We start from the raw sequence: 15,464 nt of genomic DNA, 5'->3' as shown, positions 1-15,464 counted from the left end.
AAAACTTCATTACTTAAGGAAAAGCTTATCTTATTTTAACGTTTTTTCATACTCTGCGTATTCTGCTTCTGTTTGAGGTACTTTGATCTCACCGTTAATGATTTTTTGACGGAATTCTTCCACCAATTTAAGCACGTCTGCTGTTAAGTTCGTTTGAGTAGCAGCGATTCCTACACCATCTTCAGCTAAACCAAAGCTTCTGATTTGTCCACCAGGGAAAGCAGTATCTGCTGTTTCTTGAGAAACGCTATATACTGCGTTATCTACGCGCTTAACCATAGATGTTAACGTTACTTCTTCTCCTAAGAAGGATTGGTCTTTATCTACACCAATAACCCACACGCCATTACGTTGCTTCGCTTCGATGAAGACTCCATCTCCTGTACCACCTGAAGCATGATAAATAATATCTGCTCCTTGATCATACATCGTAGAGGCAAACTGTTGACCAAGATCTGCTTTATCAAAAGCACCTGCATAGTTTCTAATCACTTCAACATCTGGATTCGCAGCTTTTACTCCTGCCATGAATCCGTATTCGAACTTCTCGATAAGAGCAAATTTAACTCCACCTAAGAAGCCCACTTTATTTGTTTTTGTCATATGACCAGCAATAAGTCCTACTAAGAAAGAACCTTCATGCTCATCAAAAGCAACACTTACTACGTTATCAGGTATTGCTAAGTTTCCATCATTATCTGTGTAAACAAAGTCTACGATTGCAAATTGAGAATCTGGATTCGCAGCAGCTACTTCTGCAATATCGTCAGCCATCATAAAGCCAATTCCCCAAATCAAATCATTTCCTTGTCTTACTAATTGATTTAAGTTTGGTTGGTATTGGTCATCAGAAGTAGATTGTAAGTAAGCTACTTGATACCCTAATTCCTGTTCCATTCTTTCATGACCTTCCCATGCAGATTGGTTGAAGGAATTATCGTCCACTCCACCGACGTCAGTTACCATTGCTACTTTGAACGCTTCACCTGTTTGCTCTGCTGGTGGTTGTTCTGGTGCTTCGGCACCTGGTGTTGCTTCTGGCTCAGCAGGCGCTTGTCCGCAAGCTGCTAAGACGAGCCCTAACACTAACATTAACACGAGCAATTGACTAAAAACTTTTGCCTTCTTCATTAGTATGTACCCCCTAGTTTAGTTGATGTAAGGTTTTAAAAAACATTACATAAAGAATATAGCATATACTGTCTTAAAATCAAGTCAATATATCTCACACTCGTTATGCGTAGGACGTCCAACCTCTATCTCCAAGTATAAGATATTTTAGAAAAATGTAAACCCTTTCTTGAAAGATTTTTTGACAAAATATTTACAAGATCGACAATAGTAAATATTATTGAAAAAACTGTATAATTCGATCGGCAAACAACCCGCCTAAATAAACACCAAGAACCCCCATCACACCCGCTAACACTGGCGGAGCTGGGAGAGGGAGCTTCAAAACCTTAAATAGGAGCCCGACCAAAAAACCAGCGAGCAGTGCTAATAATACTTCCCTCATCTTCTCACTCCTTCCATCTTCGTAATCAGTTAATAAGGTATCACCTTATTGTACTCTATGACAAGGTAAAAATATTCACTATCCATCATAGATAAATATCTACTATATCGTGAAACGAAATCCATTCAAATTCGCCCTCTTCAAACTCTAGTTTTACTCTTTTGATTAAAGGGTCCATCTTCGTAATCTTCCCTCTGACGTCCCGATCTTCAAACTCACCATAGATCGTCAAGAAAAGTGGAATATTACTTTGAATATAATCTCGTAGCATTCTCTGAAACTCTTCTAGTTGCTGTTCATCTAGTTCTGGACGCTTCTTTCTACGACAGTCTAAGCGATACTGCTGTAGCTGGGTGACATGCTCTGGCAACATCATGCGACTCGCTTCCCACTTCAGATTCTGTCCAGGGGTTAGTTTGTTTGGTTTCATTTGAGAATCTTCCTTTCTTAGATGAATTAAGAACATATGTTCTTGTTTCATTATATGCGATTCCCTGCACTTTATTCAAGTTCATTGATTTTTTACAATACAAAATAATACGGTAAATATTACTATATCCTTTAAAAAGGATTTTGTATAATTGTGTCGAATTTGTGTATTTAATACCATTGTGATCCTTATGCTCCTATTTTGCATTCAATGACCTGCTCAATTAATGATAAGGAGGCGATACGATGAGAAATATCAGAATTTTTAAAACAAAAAAACTTCTTCTTTTTATCCAACAATTAAGGATCTCCAGATTACGGTTTAGAAATTTAAAAATAGGAATGAAATATGGTGTTGGTTTCATCATTAGTCTTCTCCTATTTATGATATCCACTGGAGTCATCTACTTCCTCTTATCGAATACTCAGCACAGCTTTACAGAGATACGTGAAAAATCAAATCAAGCCGTGAAGATCATGGAACTAGGTTCACTATTTCAAGTCGAGTATGGTTACATCGCCGAATATCTAAATGCCCCTAACCAAAAGCCCATAGAAGATTTTAAAAAAGCCAATCAAACCTTTTCACAGTTAATGAATGAAATTCATTTAAGCTCCGAAGAACTGCAAGTTTTATTCTATCAAGTCGAACAAAAACAAGAAGAGCTAATTGACGTTTTCCTCAATGAAATTCTCGTCTATCACGAAATGGGCGAAACCGCAAAAATTGGTACATCCCGTATCAAAGCCAATCGTATCCGAACAGATAATATTGCTACTCTTCAAGAACTGCGTACTGTTCTAGAAAATGAACGAGATCAATCCCTCCATAATGCTTATGAAAGCTTATCCTTTACCATGCTTATTCTGGTTATAGCTATTGTTGCTTCATTAGTGATAGGAAGTACGATCATCTGGTTTGTAAATCGAGTCGTTCGTGTCAACCTAAATAAGGTTGTTGATATTAGCAGTCAAATCGCTCAAGGCAACCTCAATGTTGAGAAGATTGTTTATACAGGTAGGGATGAAATCGGTAAGCTTGCAGCAACGATCAATACCATGAGTGAGAATCTTTCCTCTATTATCCACTCCATCAAAGATGCGTCAGGTGTCATGAATGAGCAAAGTCAAGTCCTAGAAAACACTGGGGAACAGGTTAAAATCGGTGGGGAACAAATTGCTTTAGCCATGTCTGAGCTCTCTACAGGCGTTGTCCATACTGCTTCTCTCTCGACAGACATTGCTGAGCATATTACGAAGTTCAATCAACAAATTGTGCAGGTTGGCGAAGAGGGTCAACTATTGAAAAATTCTTCAGAAACTGTACTAAAAATGGCTAGTCAAGGGCAGCATCACATGGATACTTCCCTCAATGAAATGCAAAACATTCATCAGGTTGTAATGGATTCTCTCATTAAGGTGCAAGGATTGCATCAAAAAAATCAAGAGGTTTCTAAATTAGTAGAAGTAATACGTGACATTGCCGATCAAACGAACTTATTAGCCTTAAACGCTGCCATCGAAGCCGCTAGAGCTGGAGCAGCTGGAAGTGGTTTCGCTGTAGTAGCAGATGAAGTAAGAAAGCTATCTGTTCAGGTCGCTCATTCGGTAACCAATATTACAAATATTATCAAGGGAATTCAAGACGAATCTAAGGTGGTAACAGACACACTACAACACGGATATGAACGTGTAACGCAAGGGAAAACACAAATCCAAGAAACAAGCCAATACTTTCATTCGATCAACGGAGCGGTCGAAGAAATGTTTGGGCGAATTCAGAAAATTTCAGAACGGCTAAATGAAAATATGAATAGTAGTGATGAAATCAAGAGCTCCATTGAGCAAATTGCTTCTATAGTGGAAGAGTCTGCGGCTGGAGTAGAAGAAACAACTGCTTCAGCTGATGAAGTGAGTCATTCTATGAACAGTGTTGTGGACCATTCCTCTAAATTATCCGCCATTGTCCAAAACTTAAACAGGATTATTTCACAGTTTAAGCTTTGATCTGAACAGCAATCTTATTGGGAGGTGATGCCGATTAAATCACTCATACTGTAAAACCCTTTGCTAAAAAACTTTACGAAATCATTCCTTATCAGCCTTTTAACAGATGAAAATTTTCACCAAAATAAAAGGAGGGTTCTTATGCTTCAAAAAATAAAAACAAAACGCCATCATTGGGGAACACTTATCCTTATTCTATTATTAGTCATCATGACTGCTTGTTCAGGTAGCAGTAGCACTCCAAGCACTCCTTCAACTGACAATACGAAAACAGAAGAGGCTCCAGCAACAACTCCAGCAAGCTCCAGAACCATTATATTCGGCGACGCCGGCTGGGACAGCGTACGATTCCATACCTCTGTGGCACAAAAAATAATTGAGCATGGTTATGGATATCGCACAGATACCATAACTGGTTCTTCGACTGATGTATTAACAGGACTCTCTTCAGGAGATATAGATGCCTTAATGGAATTATGGTCTAAAAATAATGATGATTATCAGGCAGCGCTTTCTGCAGGAGAGGTTTTTGAAGTTTCTCATAATTTTGATGGACAAGAAGGGCTATATGTACCAACTTACCTAATTGCTGGAGCGGATGCATTGGCTCCAACCTTAACTTCTTTACTTGATTTACCACAATATTGGGAATTATTTAAGGACCCTAATGATTCTAGCAAAGGAATTTTAACAAGTGCACTCGATTCTTGGTCGGCACATGGAAAAATAGCGGCAAGTTTTGAGGAATATCAGCTTAATCAATCCTTTAACTATCGAAATCCTCCATCTGATTCCGCACTAGCAAATGAAATTAGCCAAGCACTCGAGGCAAAACAACCATGGGTTGGCTACTATTGGGAGCCCACTGCTCTTATGGGGAAATATGACATGACATTATTACAGGAACCAGCAGATCAAAATAAGTTCCCACCTTCAGAAGTATTGGTCGCAGCTCATCTAAATCTGAAAGAATCGGCTCCTGAAGTATTCGATTTCTTAAGCAACTATGTAACAGGAAGTCAATTGACAAGTACTGCTTTATTCTATATGGAAGATAACGGACTATCCGCTGATGATACAGCGATTTGGTTCTTGCAAAACTACGAAGACGTTTGGACCAAATGGGTTCCAAATGATGTAGCTGAAAAAATCAAAGCTGCCATACAGTAAAGTGTTTAAGTAAAAAAAAACGTGACTTCCCCCATACAAAAAGCTACCTTATGTAGATTGTCAAAAAGACCTTACGTAAGGTAGCTTCTGTTTTAGCAATAGATTTATTCAATCTCTGCTCTTTTTTTCTTGGTCAGCGAATTGAAAACCAATCTATAGGAGTGCTCAATGAGCTCTTCAATTAACTCCATAGGAACCCTACCATGAGTATAATAGATTGAATTCCAATGTTGTTTATTGAGATAGTACCCAGGAACAATATCCTCGTATTGTTGACGCAAATGTTCCGATTCAACAACATCACACTTCAGTGATATTAACGGTTTTTTCTTGCTGTCACTACTTATAATCGCAAACATTTTTTCTCCCACAGTATACTTAAACGCTCCCCAATCTTCCATGTACTTTTCTTCAGCACCTAATTTAGAACAGCAGTATGCTCTTAATTGTTCAACCATATGTCTATTCTCACCTCATCTCTATCCTATCTCAATACTTCAATGATTCATTGTAAAAATCGGACATGTTCCCCAAATAAACGCCAGGAGTCACTCCCATAAAGCTAGCAAAACTTTTGATCATATGGGATTCATCATAGTACCCAGACTCAAAAGCTATGTGTGCCAAGCTCAGTTTATGAGGAGATTTTATCAGCTTAATCGTATGATTCAATCGAACAATATGAGTGAAGGTTTTGACATTCACTCCAATATACTCGTGAAAGAGCCGGTGGAGCTGCCGTTCACTCACATATTCGCCAGTAGCTAGTTCTCTAACCGAAAGTCGCCCGTGCTGCTGCTTCACTTTCTCCAAACACGACATGACAATCGGATTTTGTTTATTATGACTCTCCAATAACCCTAGCATTAGATGATCAACATGAGATATGAATGGATGGATATGTGTTGACAATGTAAGATACATTTTCAAAAGAGAGGCTGTTCGATCTAAGACATCATGAAAAGAAAAAATAGCGTCTGAAACTTCAGTCTGATGAATACCCGTTAACGCTCTCAAGCCTCCCGGCAAAAACTCGATAAAAAATAAATCATCCCTTTGTCCACATCATTCTTCACTTGTCGCATCTGCGAAGTAGGTCCCCAGAGGATGGAATGAATCTCATCCTGAGTGCATTTAAAAACAATACAGCCACTGGCATCTGGTACTATGCTTAGATGAGTCTGTTTTCGCTCTACTGGATGAACTGTATCCTCATCAGAGAAATAAAATACGTAATGAGAAATGTATTTTTGCAGAAGAGGATGGGGAGTCAAAAATAATCGGTGTCCTTTGGCTCTGAATACGATTTCTCTTTTTAATGCGGCATTGAGCAATAGTAGTCCCTCCTAACCTAGCGTTTCCTTCATCATGTCCGATTTTTACAATTCCTTTCTGTTATTTTGAATGATAATCAAAAATGAACATAATGACAATCTGTTAAGAGGGTTTAACGATTAACCGTTAAAATAACCTTTCCAGTCAAAGCTCCGCTTTCCATTAGACGATGAGCAGCTTGTACTTGAGATAACGGAAAACGTTGCTGAATCACTGGCTTGATTTTTTGCTCCAAAAGCAGCTGAAAAAGCGTAGATAAATCATCCTTTAATAACTCTGACTTTTTCCTGCTCTCAACGACAATACTGTAGAATTTCGCTTTCTTCGAACTAAGTTGAAGATTTAAACTCATTAATTTTAATAGACTTGTCAGGATCTCTCTCTTAGAAGAACTGCTCTGAAACCCGTACCCGATCAACCTTCCCTTCTTATGTAAGGTTTTGAATGAACGTTGGAAATACTCCCCTCCAATCCCATCGAAAACAGCGTGAATTCCCTCTGGAGAATTTTTTAAGGCTTCTGCAACAAAATCTGTTTGTTTATAATCAATAGGAACGGCTCCTAAACGGGTAAGCAAAGGATGCTTAGAAACGGAAGCCGTCCCTAGCATGTCGACTTGAGCAAGTTTCCCCAATTGCAGCATCGCAGTCCCTACTCCCCCAGCAGCTCCGTGAACCAAAATCATTTCACCAGCCTTCACTTTTGCCACTCGATGAAGCATCTGATAAGCAGTCAAATAGTTAAGAACCAGACTGGTAGCCTCATCAGTATCTATCCCTTCTGGTAGAGGAACAAGCTGATCCTGTTTCAGACAAATATACGCTGAATATCCTCCTGTAACCGTTAAAGCAGCGACCCGTTGGTTGAGTTGAATCCCCTGCACATGTTTCCCTGCTTCTTTCACTACGCCCACAACCTCAAAACCAGGAGTAAGTGGAGATTTTTGAAAAGGGGAACGAGCCAAACCTGTTCTCATCATGAGATCACCATGAGCAACCCCCGTCGCCAGAACTTGAATCAGCACTTCATCTGGAGCAGGTTGAGGAATCGGTTCTTCTATCAGCTGCAATACTTCAGGCCCTCCATTTGTAGGGATCACCACACGTTGATTTTTTAGCATAAGATCACTCCTCTTCATTTAGTTAGTAAGTACTAACTTTAAGTTCTAATAAAAGGGCTATGAAAGCCCAATTAAACCTTTAAATCGTTGTTGAATTTCTGCCATATTCAAATCTCTCTCTGTCATCACCTGATTATCGATAAAAACAGCTATTCTCAAAAGTGCTCCCATAAACAATACAGCGGTTAAACGTACGTCTTGTTGTGGTAGAACGCCTTCTTCTACCCCCTGAGCAATGAACTCAGACAAAGCGGTAAAAGGCAAGCGGTTCTGTTGCGCGATTTGCATGAACACCTTATGGCGCTGATTCAACAATAAAATACCGAAATGGTCTTCACACATCCTTTCGATTATATCTTGAATGAAGCTTTCCAGCTTTTTCGCAAACGACAGGGATTTCTGTGAGGCATGAAAATCAATCAATTGAGTGTAGAACCCAGAATAATAAGAAAACACTTCAACAGCAAGCTCATTTTTAGTGGAAAAATGCTTATAGAGGGCTGCATCCGTCACCCCTGCTTCAATTCCAATTTCCTTGACACTGGTCCCATCAATCCCTTTTTGGGAAAAGAGGCGAATCGCAGCCTTCAGAATTTCTCCTTTTTTACTATCTGAATGTGTATTATTTTTCATACGACTTATAGTAAGTGAATACTAACCAAAAGTCAAGAAGAAGGTATTCATTGGAGGGCATAAGGAGATAAGCACAAGATTTAGCTATTTAAATACATAAAATGTAAATAAAATGGAATGCTACATAGGGGAAAAATGGGGATTCGTTCAGAACACCAAAAAGGGGACAAATGAGGGATGATGATCTTGAGTAAGCATATCAATATTCAAGCCAATCTAGAAACATATATTCTTTTAACGGCTATAGGGATCAGTATTCTGGCACTGATCCCTCTATTAAGATTAGATTGGAAACGCTACGGTGGATTATTTCTAGCAAGCGCTATTGTTGGGAATGTTCTCTGTTATTTATTTGTTAGCTTAGATTTTTACTCTTTTCCCTATCGTTTGTTTCCTAAGATATCGCAAATGCCAGTAACCGCCATTACGCTCTTCTTTCCCGTGCTTGTTTTACTGAGCGTAAGGTACAGCCCTCGCTCATGGCTGTGGAAAATTCCTTTTTATTGGGTCATCGTTCACCTAGGAATGTTCTTAGAAATCCTTTTTTTACTTAACACACGTCTTATCCAATATCATCATACTTGGCATTTGTGGGATTCCTACACCTGGTGGTGGATTTACCTTCTCGTTTTTGAGTGGATAGGTGGAAAAGTCATACCAGAGTCATTAAGAAAACCGCTGAGTAGAAAATACTTGCGCTATGGAACTATTGGTTGGGTAGTTATACATTTTGTTCTCATCTTAACCATCTTCCTAGGAGGATATTTCTTAGGATTGTTACGAAGGTAGCAGAACAACCAATGAGTTCCGTGTCTAGTGTATCGCTTCAACCATTCGTTTCTAATGTGATCACGTAGGAGGTCATTTGCTTTATTTTTTCATTTTCCAGTGTATCTAAAAGATAAACATCACAAAAAGCATACCTCTTGGCATCTCCAGATTGACTTACCATTGTAAATATACCATCGACAGCAACGGTATGTTCATCTGTAATGATATTTGAGATCGTTAATTCGTGTGTTTCTCCGTTGGCCATCGTTTCTAACGCTTTACTGAACTCAACTTTTCCTTTGATAGGGGGTTCCCCTACCATCGTCCACTGAATATCCTCTGTCACATGCTCTATGATGAAATTGATATCCCCTTTGGCAAAAGCCTCATTAAATTGCTGAAAAAACGTTTTGTTTGAACTCATAATTAAAATCTCCCTTCCTCACCTTTACTAGTATCATTCATCTTGATTCTAGCATGTGAGAGAAAAGGAGATTTCTTGTGGATTGCTATCTTGTATTAGCATCGCTTTATTCTGTTTCGGTCTTTGTGCTCCCCTCACCTAGTATTTTAGGGCAAAGGCAAGAATATATAAGGGTTCCAGTCTATTTCCCCATACCAAACGGGAAAAGAGCAAGCTGAGAAAGCCAAAGAAGAAAAAACTTCCTCGCTAAAGTAGTTTGTTGGAATTCATAAAAAAACATCCAATGTACCTATTAGGTATGTTATAATTAGTTTAACTACTTATTAGGAAGTGTATATGATGGAATTTGTGATTCTGGGACTGTTAATGATTCGCCAAATGTCGCAGTACGATATTAAAAAAATACTACAACAAAAAATATCCCCTTTTTTTAGTCCTAGTCTTGGGAGTATTCAATCCGCCTTAAAAAAACTGATGGATAACGGTCATATTGAATTGGACGAAGTTGTTGAAGGCGGTCGTCAACAAAAAAAATTATTCAATAAACCAACGAGGTAAGAACTATTTTATGGATTGGATGACCTCCCCTGTCGCTCCAAATCGATTAGAGCAAGATGCAACAACACGATTGTTTTTCTTAGGATTTATGACACGAACTGAACGATATGCGATCATTTCAGCCATCATCAATCAACTTGAAACCATCGTTCAAGAATTTGAAGAAGCTGCTATTGAAGCCCATAAAAAAGACATTCCCGAACACCTGAAGATTGTAGTTGAATACCAACTTAAAACATTAGATATGGGGCTTCATAGCCATCAAAGTATGCTGGGGTGGTTTAAAAAAACATTACTTGAACTGGAGGAAAAGTGCGATGATTGAAACTGTGAAACAGGTCAAAAAGCTCATTTTTAATAGCGCCACAATCTCTTACTATATGATAGGAGATAGAAAGAAAGAAACGATCGTGATGTTGCATCCAGCCTTTGCTGACCATCAGATTTTCGAACCTCAAATAGAGCATTTTAAACATAACTATCAGATTATCTTAATCGATATGCCTGGTCATGGAAAAACTCAAGTTGCAGGTTCTAAGGTCACACTAAGAGATATGCCTGAGATCCTAGATCAATTGCTAGCTGAAAATGATATTCCCTCCTGTCACCTTGTCGGAGTTTCTTTAGGATCTCTGATAGCACAAGCATTTGCAGAAAATTATCCCAATCGGGTAAAATCAGTCATGATTGTCGGTGGGTATTCCATTCATAAAGCCAATGAGCGTGTCTTGAAGGCACAAAAAAAAGAGGGGTTGAAATGGATCTTTTATACCCTACTTTCCATGAATAAGTTCAAACGTTATATCATTTCTGGTTCATGTCATACAGACCAAGGACGTGATCTATTTAGTAAAGGAGTGGAGCATTTTACAAAAAAGTCTTTTTCCGCTATGGCAGGCATGAATCGTTTTTTTACCAAGAAGGCTAAGCCAATGCCCTATCCTCTTCTACTCGTTATAGGTGAGCATGATCTTCCCCTTATTCAAGAAGCTACAATGGAGCTCCATAAATTAGAGCCCCATTCACAACGATTGGTTTTAGCAGGAGCAGGACATTGCGCTAATGTAGATGCTCCTCTTGAGTTTAACCAAATCGCAGAGCGTTTTTTGAGCGATTGTGATCTCTAAGTATTAATCTATGCGGATTATTCTTCCCTCTTGATACATATATTTGGCTCGCAGACCACGCTCAAAATCGTTGTCAATCACAGCATTCAATTGAAGAATAGATTGATTGTTCTCTTCAGATAGGAGAGCAGAACTAAGCTGAAAATGCGGGACTTGTAGAATGCTCTTAATTGAATCACTCACCTCAAGTCCATTGTTAGCCCAGCGATAAATCGTAACATCTGGAAAATTAAGATGCAGACCTTCAAATTGGTGAACAAGCTCAATGCTTCCATCTCCATCCAAATCAATGAGATAAGGAGAGCCCCACTGTTCGAAGCCATACCACTTCTGCTGACTCGCATCATAATAAAAAAAGAGCATTCTGCCCGGACCATTAGCGCTTAACTCCACCGCTCCTTGTAAAACAAAAGATAAATCTTGATGTGAGTATTCATGTTCTAATAAATAGATAGAACGATGCTCTGCTGACTGTTCAGTATCTACAATACTGGTGGAAAAGCAGTCATTATATGCATAGCTCTTCCCTTTATGCTCAAGTAAAACAATCCGTTCGTAATCAAAGCTACATAAATGATTCGAATCTGTTTCCTTATAGACCGAAAGAGTGACTGAATCACCAGCTACAACACCAAAAGGGATCGATTTTATAAATTCCCAGCTCTCTCGCACATCTTCTAGAGCAAGTTCTGTTGGTTCAAGAGATGAAAAAACAAGTTCAACAGAGTCAGGAAATTGATAGTCTAGCTTGAATTCCTGTATAGGGGATTCTATTTGTGATTCTTTGGTGAGATCTACTACAGTATCCTCTTTCTGATGAATCACTCCACAAGAAGTAAGAAACATAGAAACGAAAAATAATAGTAATATCACCCGTATATTTTTTCCATTCAGAATTGCTTCTCTGCACATAACCATTTCCGTCATCTCCCATTTTTCCTCATTCCTACATTTTTATTAATATTGTACTACCAAAGAAAAAAGAGTGCTAGCTGCACTCTTAACCAACTTATGATCCAACCCTTATGATCCGTTCTTAGGATTTTTAGGCACAGTGGCTCTTGATTTCTCTCTTCTTTTCTTCGTTGCTCCGCTTTTTTATAATCAGGATTTCCCGACTTAAATCTGGCTGCATCCATTCCATCCACAATATTAGTCACGCTATCTCCTCCTTTCAGCTTTAGTATTGCCATTCTTCTGATCTGTATGAGGACTCTTTGACTTCACTCTTCTATAACCATTTCCTGTACAATCTTTAAAAAATCTCTAAAAAAATATGGTATGATATTTTTAGAGATTCGTAGAAATAGGAGGAAAGATGAAAAAGATTCAAGCTACATGTATCATTCTCATTATTCTTGGAATCATCGTATTGGAATATACCAAGCCCGATTTAGAACAACGTGCAATCTCAGTTGTCGAAGAAATGATAGAAGCATATTCTATAGTGGACAAGGATAGGCTCGAACTAACGGTAACAGAAGAAATGTTTACCGTTCTAGAGAAAGACTTACCAAATGACCCTACAACAGAAACACGTCTGATTTTTACCATCACTGACATACATATCACAGAAATAACGGACAATACAGCAAAAGTAGAAAGTGTCATTGAGGTTTCAGCTACGGATTGGACAGAAACGGAGCAGATCAATGTCATATTTACCTTGGTTAGATGGAAAAACACCTGGAAAATTGCAGCCATCGATTCTTAACTTTGAGGAGGAAACAAAATGGGGTACAAAAAAGCATTAGAACAATATATTAAAGCGACGAATACTCATGATTTTTCTAACGTAGCGCAAGTACTACACGAAAAAGCCGTTTATTGGTTTTCAGATAAAACATGTACCTCCATGAGTGAGATACAACAGTATTTTGAAAACTCATGGAACATGATCCAAAATGAAATTTATTCCGCTTCTAATGTAGAGTGGATTACGACTGATCTACATTCTGCAACATGTCTTTATACCTATCAATACGAAGGTTATCATAATGGAAAATTTGTTTCAGGCAAGGGAAGAGCCACGAACGTCTTCGTAAAAGTAAGTGAGGATGAATGGAAATTAATTCATGAACATTTGAGTAGTTTCTAATTGAATCATAATTGAAGCACTGTTAAAAAAACTCAGATTATTCTTTATTCCTTTCACCTTTACTTTGTTTAATTACATTACATGATAACGAGATAACTGATAATATAAGCAATGGGAGCATGATATAAATATAGACCGTCCCTGTTCCATCTACAAGCAGTAGAGAATAATCCATTATTATAATAGAAACTATTAATAACAATAGTATATTAATAACTTTGTTTTTTATGAAAAAGGGTATAACCTGTGAATCCAAAAAACTTTTTAACATTTAAGAAACACCTCTTCTTTATGGTAATGTTTCGGTTACATCCACTATACCATAAAAAGAGGTGTTTATTCAATCTATTACCATTTTTCAAAAGTATTGCATGAACTATTTATCATGTAGAAAAAAGACTCTTTTTTCCTTGCTGCTCTGAAAAGCAGCATGAATCATTTCAATTGTTTTTAACGCTTCTTCTGCCGGAACTGGGCATGGCTTCCCTTGACGAATATGCTCATGCACTTTTTCATAATAGGTCAAATAGGAACCCGGGAGCGTTTCAACAACCTCCTTCTGATCCTCTCCGTCTTTTTCAGTAAATAAGTGACCATACTGGTCTGGGTGATCCCTTCCCCAATCAGCATCCAGCGGACTTTTTCCTTTAAGTAAATCACCTTCCTGTACATCGCTGCCATATTTAATATAGCTGCCCTTGCTGCCATGAACTTTATATTTAGCCCCCTGTTCCTTCACAATCGAGCCTGAATGCAAGATGACACGTAGTCGCTCATATCCCAGAACCACATGAAAATAATCATCAACCTCCGAGCCCTCTCTCTGAGCAAAAACATCTGCCATGACAAACTGAGGGACACCAAACAAATGTAAGGCTTGATCAATAAGATGGGAGCCTAAGTCATACAACATCCCAGAACCTTCTATTGGTTTTTCTCTCCAGCGATCTCGCACCTCTGGACGGAATCGATCATAACGTGCCTCATAGGTAGATACTTCACCTAAAGCACCCTTCTCGATTAAATCTTTGATGGTCAAAAAATCACCATCCCAGCGACGATTTTGGTACGCACTGAGCATGACATTCTTTTCTTTGGCTAGCTGAATAAGCTCTTGTCCCTCTTTTAGGTCGATCACCATTGGCTTTTCTATGATCACATGTTTCTGATGCAATAAGCTCTTCTTCGCCATGTCATAATGTAAGGTGTTGGGAGTCGTGATGACTACTAGCTCAACCTCTTGATCTTCAAGGATTTTTTCCAAGGAATCAACGATCTGTACATCTCCCAAATCCTTCTGTACCTTCTCCTGATTCGAAGACATGACTTTAACAATCTCATATTTTTCCGAAGCCTTGAGAAAAGGAGCATGAAAAATCGCTCCAGATAGTCCATAGCCAATCAATCCTACTTTAATTTTTTTCATTTTCATCCCTCATTTCTTCTTGAGTCACGTGATGAATAAGAACCAGTTCAATCTGCTGTTCTTCTATCTTTTGTTTCACTTTTTCAGGTGGCTCTTGATCGGTAATAATGACATCCACGTCTTCCAGTCCACAAACCTTATGAAAAAATTCTTTTTCGAATTTTGTATAATCTGCAAGAACAATCACTTTTCTAGCTGCTTGGATCATGCTTTTCTTCACAAAAGCTTCTTCCTCATCAGGGGAGGTTAAGCCTTCTTCTCCAATTCCACAGGCTCCAATAAATAATGTATCTACCTTGTATTTTCTTAGCTCTTCCACTGTGTGACATCCTACAAAATTTCGCTGAAACGGATTAAATTTTCCTCCAGTAAGATACACGGTAATCTCTACTTGCTCACTCAATGTATTGACAATGTCTATTGAATTGGTTACTACCGTTATCCCCTTACCCGTTATATACTGAGCCGTCAATTCTACTGTGGTCGAAGTATCCAGAAGAAGATAATCGTGATCATGGATATAGGTGCAGGCTTTTTGGGCGATTTTTTCTTTTGCTCCCGTAATCTCTCTTCTCCTGTACTGTACGACTTGACTGCCATGTGATGAAAGAATGGCTCCACCTTTGATTCGGACGATTTCTCCTTGCTGTTCAAGCTTGACTAAATCTCGTCTAGCTGTATCACGGGAGATAGTAAATTGATTCATCATTTCTTCTAGGCTAATTTCCTGTTGAACCTTCAACCATTCTAGGATTTGAACTAAACGAGATTTTTGCGACACAAATCACCCTCCTTATAAAGATTTCCTCTCCTTAGCGTAAGCCATCCCGAAGCAAAAAACAATCAAAAA

21 protein-coding genes are annotated in these 15,464 nt (G+C 38.5%); 8 read left to right on the top strand and 13 right to left on the bottom strand.

The window, feature by feature from the left end:
• Positions 1–30: 30 nt before the first annotated feature.
• The 3 genes from JCM10596_RS00110 to JCM10596_RS22935 form a co-directional block, all read right to left on the bottom strand.
• Positions 31–1,131 (bottom strand): BMP family lipoprotein, encoded by a 1,101-nt coding sequence (locus tag JCM10596_RS00110; RefSeq protein ID WP_025025408.1) that lies wholly within the window; start codon positions 1,129–1,131, stop codon positions 31–33.
• Positions 1,132–1,348: 217 nt separating this feature from the next.
• Positions 1,349–1,516, bottom strand: coding sequence for a XapX domain-containing protein (locus JCM10596_RS22940; RefSeq protein ID WP_034680158.1), 168 nt, complete (start codon positions 1,514–1,516; stop codon positions 1,349–1,351).
• Positions 1,517–1,601: 85 nt separating this feature from the next.
• Positions 1,602–1,946, bottom strand: a complete 345-nt coding sequence (locus tag JCM10596_RS22935; protein ID WP_159102286.1) for a YolD-like family protein — start codon at positions 1,944–1,946, stop codon at positions 1,602–1,604.
• Between the two features lie 245 nt (positions 1,947–2,191).
• Here JCM10596_RS22935 and JCM10596_RS00095 point away from each other — a divergent pair, with 245 nt between their 5' ends.
• Together JCM10596_RS00095 and JCM10596_RS00090 are read left to right on the top strand one after the other, a co-directional pair.
• Positions 2,192–3,952 (top strand): methyl-accepting chemotaxis protein, encoded by a 1,761-nt coding sequence (locus JCM10596_RS00095; RefSeq protein ID WP_025025406.1) that lies wholly within the window; start codon positions 2,192–2,194, stop codon positions 3,950–3,952.
• Positions 3,953–4,093: 141 nt separating this feature from the next.
• The gene (locus JCM10596_RS00090) at positions 4,094–5,122 is read left to right on the top strand and encodes a glycine betaine ABC transporter substrate-binding protein (protein ID WP_025025405.1); all 1,029 of its coding nucleotides are present in this window, start codon (positions 4,094–4,096) and stop codon (positions 5,120–5,122) included.
• Positions 5,123–5,226: 104 nt separating this feature from the next.
• On the opposite strand, the gene JCM10596_RS00085 is transcribed toward JCM10596_RS00090, so the two are convergent.
• The 5 genes from JCM10596_RS00085 to JCM10596_RS00065 all read right to left on the bottom strand — a co-directional run bounded on the left by JCM10596_RS00085 (position 5,227) and on the right by JCM10596_RS00065 (position 8,210).
• On the bottom strand, positions 5,227–5,580 hold the full coding sequence (locus JCM10596_RS00085; protein ID WP_025025404.1) for an MmcQ/YjbR family DNA-binding protein: 354 nt from the start codon (positions 5,578–5,580) through the stop codon (positions 5,227–5,229).
• Positions 5,581–5,611: 31 nt separating this feature from the next.
• The gene (locus JCM10596_RS00080; protein ID WP_051541080.1) at positions 5,612–6,139 is read right to left on the bottom strand and encodes a helix-turn-helix domain-containing protein; all 528 of its coding nucleotides are present in this window, start codon (positions 6,137–6,139) and stop codon (positions 5,612–5,614) included.
• The gene (locus JCM10596_RS00075) at positions 6,136–6,456 is read right to left on the bottom strand and encodes a hypothetical protein (RefSeq protein WP_025025402.1); all 321 of its coding nucleotides are present in this window, start codon (positions 6,454–6,456) and stop codon (positions 6,136–6,138) included. The genes JCM10596_RS00080 and JCM10596_RS00075 overlap by 4 nt, the downstream gene beginning before the upstream one ends.
• A gap of 113 nt (positions 6,457–6,569) precedes the next feature.
• Entirely contained in the window at positions 6,570–7,577 is a 1,008-nt protein-coding gene (locus JCM10596_RS00070; protein WP_025025401.1) for a medium chain dehydrogenase/reductase family protein, read from the bottom strand.
• Positions 7,578–7,634: 57 nt separating this feature from the next.
• Positions 7,635–8,210, bottom strand: coding sequence for a TetR/AcrR family transcriptional regulator (locus JCM10596_RS00065; RefSeq protein WP_025025400.1), 576 nt, complete (start codon positions 8,208–8,210; stop codon positions 7,635–7,637).
• A 186-nt stretch (positions 8,211–8,396) separates the two neighbouring features.
• On the opposite strand from JCM10596_RS00065, the gene JCM10596_RS00060 reads away from it, so the two are divergent.
• Positions 8,397–8,999 carry a CBO0543 family protein gene (locus JCM10596_RS00060; RefSeq protein ID WP_234410351.1) on the top strand — a complete coding sequence of 201 codons (603 nt, stop codon included), beginning with the start codon at positions 8,397–8,399 and terminating at the stop codon, positions 8,997–8,999.
• Between the two features lie 37 nt (positions 9,000–9,036).
• Here the strand turns inward: JCM10596_RS00060 and JCM10596_RS00055 are convergent, their stop codons facing one another.
• Entirely contained in the window at positions 9,037–9,405 is a 369-nt protein-coding gene (locus JCM10596_RS00055; RefSeq protein WP_025025398.1) for a nuclear transport factor 2 family protein, read from the bottom strand.
• 339 nt (positions 9,406–9,744) lie between these two features.
• Between JCM10596_RS00055 and JCM10596_RS22930 the strand changes: the two genes are divergently transcribed.
• From JCM10596_RS22930 to JCM10596_RS00040, 3 genes are read left to right on the top strand one after another with little or no spacing between them, the layout of a single operon-like run.
• On the top strand, positions 9,745–9,963 hold the full coding sequence (locus JCM10596_RS22930; RefSeq protein ID WP_025025397.1) for a PadR family transcriptional regulator: 219 nt from the start codon (positions 9,745–9,747) through the stop codon (positions 9,961–9,963).
• A gap of 10 nt (positions 9,964–9,973) precedes the next feature.
• Positions 9,974–10,288 carry a hypothetical protein gene (locus tag JCM10596_RS27205; RefSeq protein WP_025025396.1) on the top strand — a complete coding sequence of 105 codons (315 nt, stop codon included), beginning with the start codon at positions 9,974–9,976 and terminating at the stop codon, positions 10,286–10,288.
• Positions 10,281–11,090: an alpha/beta fold hydrolase gene (locus tag JCM10596_RS00040; protein ID WP_025025395.1), complete on the top strand. Its 810-nt coding sequence runs from the start codon at positions 10,281–10,283 to the stop codon at positions 11,088–11,090. The genes JCM10596_RS27205 and JCM10596_RS00040 overlap by 8 nt, the downstream gene beginning before the upstream one ends.
• Positions 11,091–11,093: 3 nt before the next feature.
• Here the strand turns inward: JCM10596_RS00040 and JCM10596_RS00035 are convergent, their stop codons facing one another.
• Together JCM10596_RS00035 and JCM10596_RS00030 are read right to left on the bottom strand one after the other, a co-directional pair.
• The gene (locus tag JCM10596_RS00035; RefSeq protein ID WP_025025394.1) at positions 11,094–12,008 is read right to left on the bottom strand and encodes a hypothetical protein; all 915 of its coding nucleotides are present in this window, start codon (positions 12,006–12,008) and stop codon (positions 11,094–11,096) included.
• A gap of 50 nt (positions 12,009–12,058) precedes the next feature.
• Positions 12,059–12,250 carry a hypothetical protein gene (locus JCM10596_RS00030; RefSeq protein WP_025025393.1) on the bottom strand — a complete coding sequence of 64 codons (192 nt, stop codon included), beginning with the start codon at positions 12,248–12,250 and terminating at the stop codon, positions 12,059–12,061.
• 158 nt (positions 12,251–12,408) lie between these two features.
• Here JCM10596_RS00030 and JCM10596_RS00025 point away from each other — a divergent pair, with 158 nt between their 5' ends.
• Together JCM10596_RS00025 and JCM10596_RS00020 are read left to right on the top strand one after the other, a co-directional pair.
• The gene (locus JCM10596_RS00025; protein ID WP_025025392.1) at positions 12,409–12,804 is read left to right on the top strand and encodes a hypothetical protein; all 396 of its coding nucleotides are present in this window, start codon (positions 12,409–12,411) and stop codon (positions 12,802–12,804) included.
• Between the two features lie 18 nt (positions 12,805–12,822).
• The gene (locus JCM10596_RS00020; RefSeq protein WP_025025391.1) at positions 12,823–13,188 is read left to right on the top strand and encodes a YybH family protein; all 366 of its coding nucleotides are present in this window, start codon (positions 12,823–12,825) and stop codon (positions 13,186–13,188) included.
• Between the two features lie 376 nt (positions 13,189–13,564).
• On the opposite strand, the gene JCM10596_RS00010 is transcribed toward JCM10596_RS00020, so the two are convergent.
• Both JCM10596_RS00010 and JCM10596_RS00005 read right to left on the bottom strand, forming a co-directional pair.
• Entirely contained in the window at positions 13,565–14,614 is a 1,050-nt protein-coding gene (locus tag JCM10596_RS00010; RefSeq protein ID WP_025025389.1) for an oxidoreductase, read from the bottom strand.
• Positions 14,601–15,395 carry a DeoR/GlpR family DNA-binding transcription regulator gene (locus tag JCM10596_RS00005; protein WP_025025388.1) on the bottom strand — a complete coding sequence of 265 codons (795 nt, stop codon included), beginning with the start codon at positions 15,393–15,395 and terminating at the stop codon, positions 14,601–14,603. Before JCM10596_RS00005 ends, JCM10596_RS00010 begins: the two co-directional genes overlap by 14 nt.
• Positions 15,396–15,464 lie beyond the last annotated feature (69 nt).

Source organism: Caldalkalibacillus mannanilyticus JCM 10596, assembly GCF_000615945.1.
In the GTDB taxonomy this organism is placed as follows: Bacteria; Bacillota; Bacilli; order Caldalkalibacillales; family JCM-10596; genus Bacillus_AT; species Bacillus_AT mannanilyticus.
Note: the sequence above shows the minus strand (reverse complement) of the source record. Positions and strands in the feature narration are given on the sequence as shown.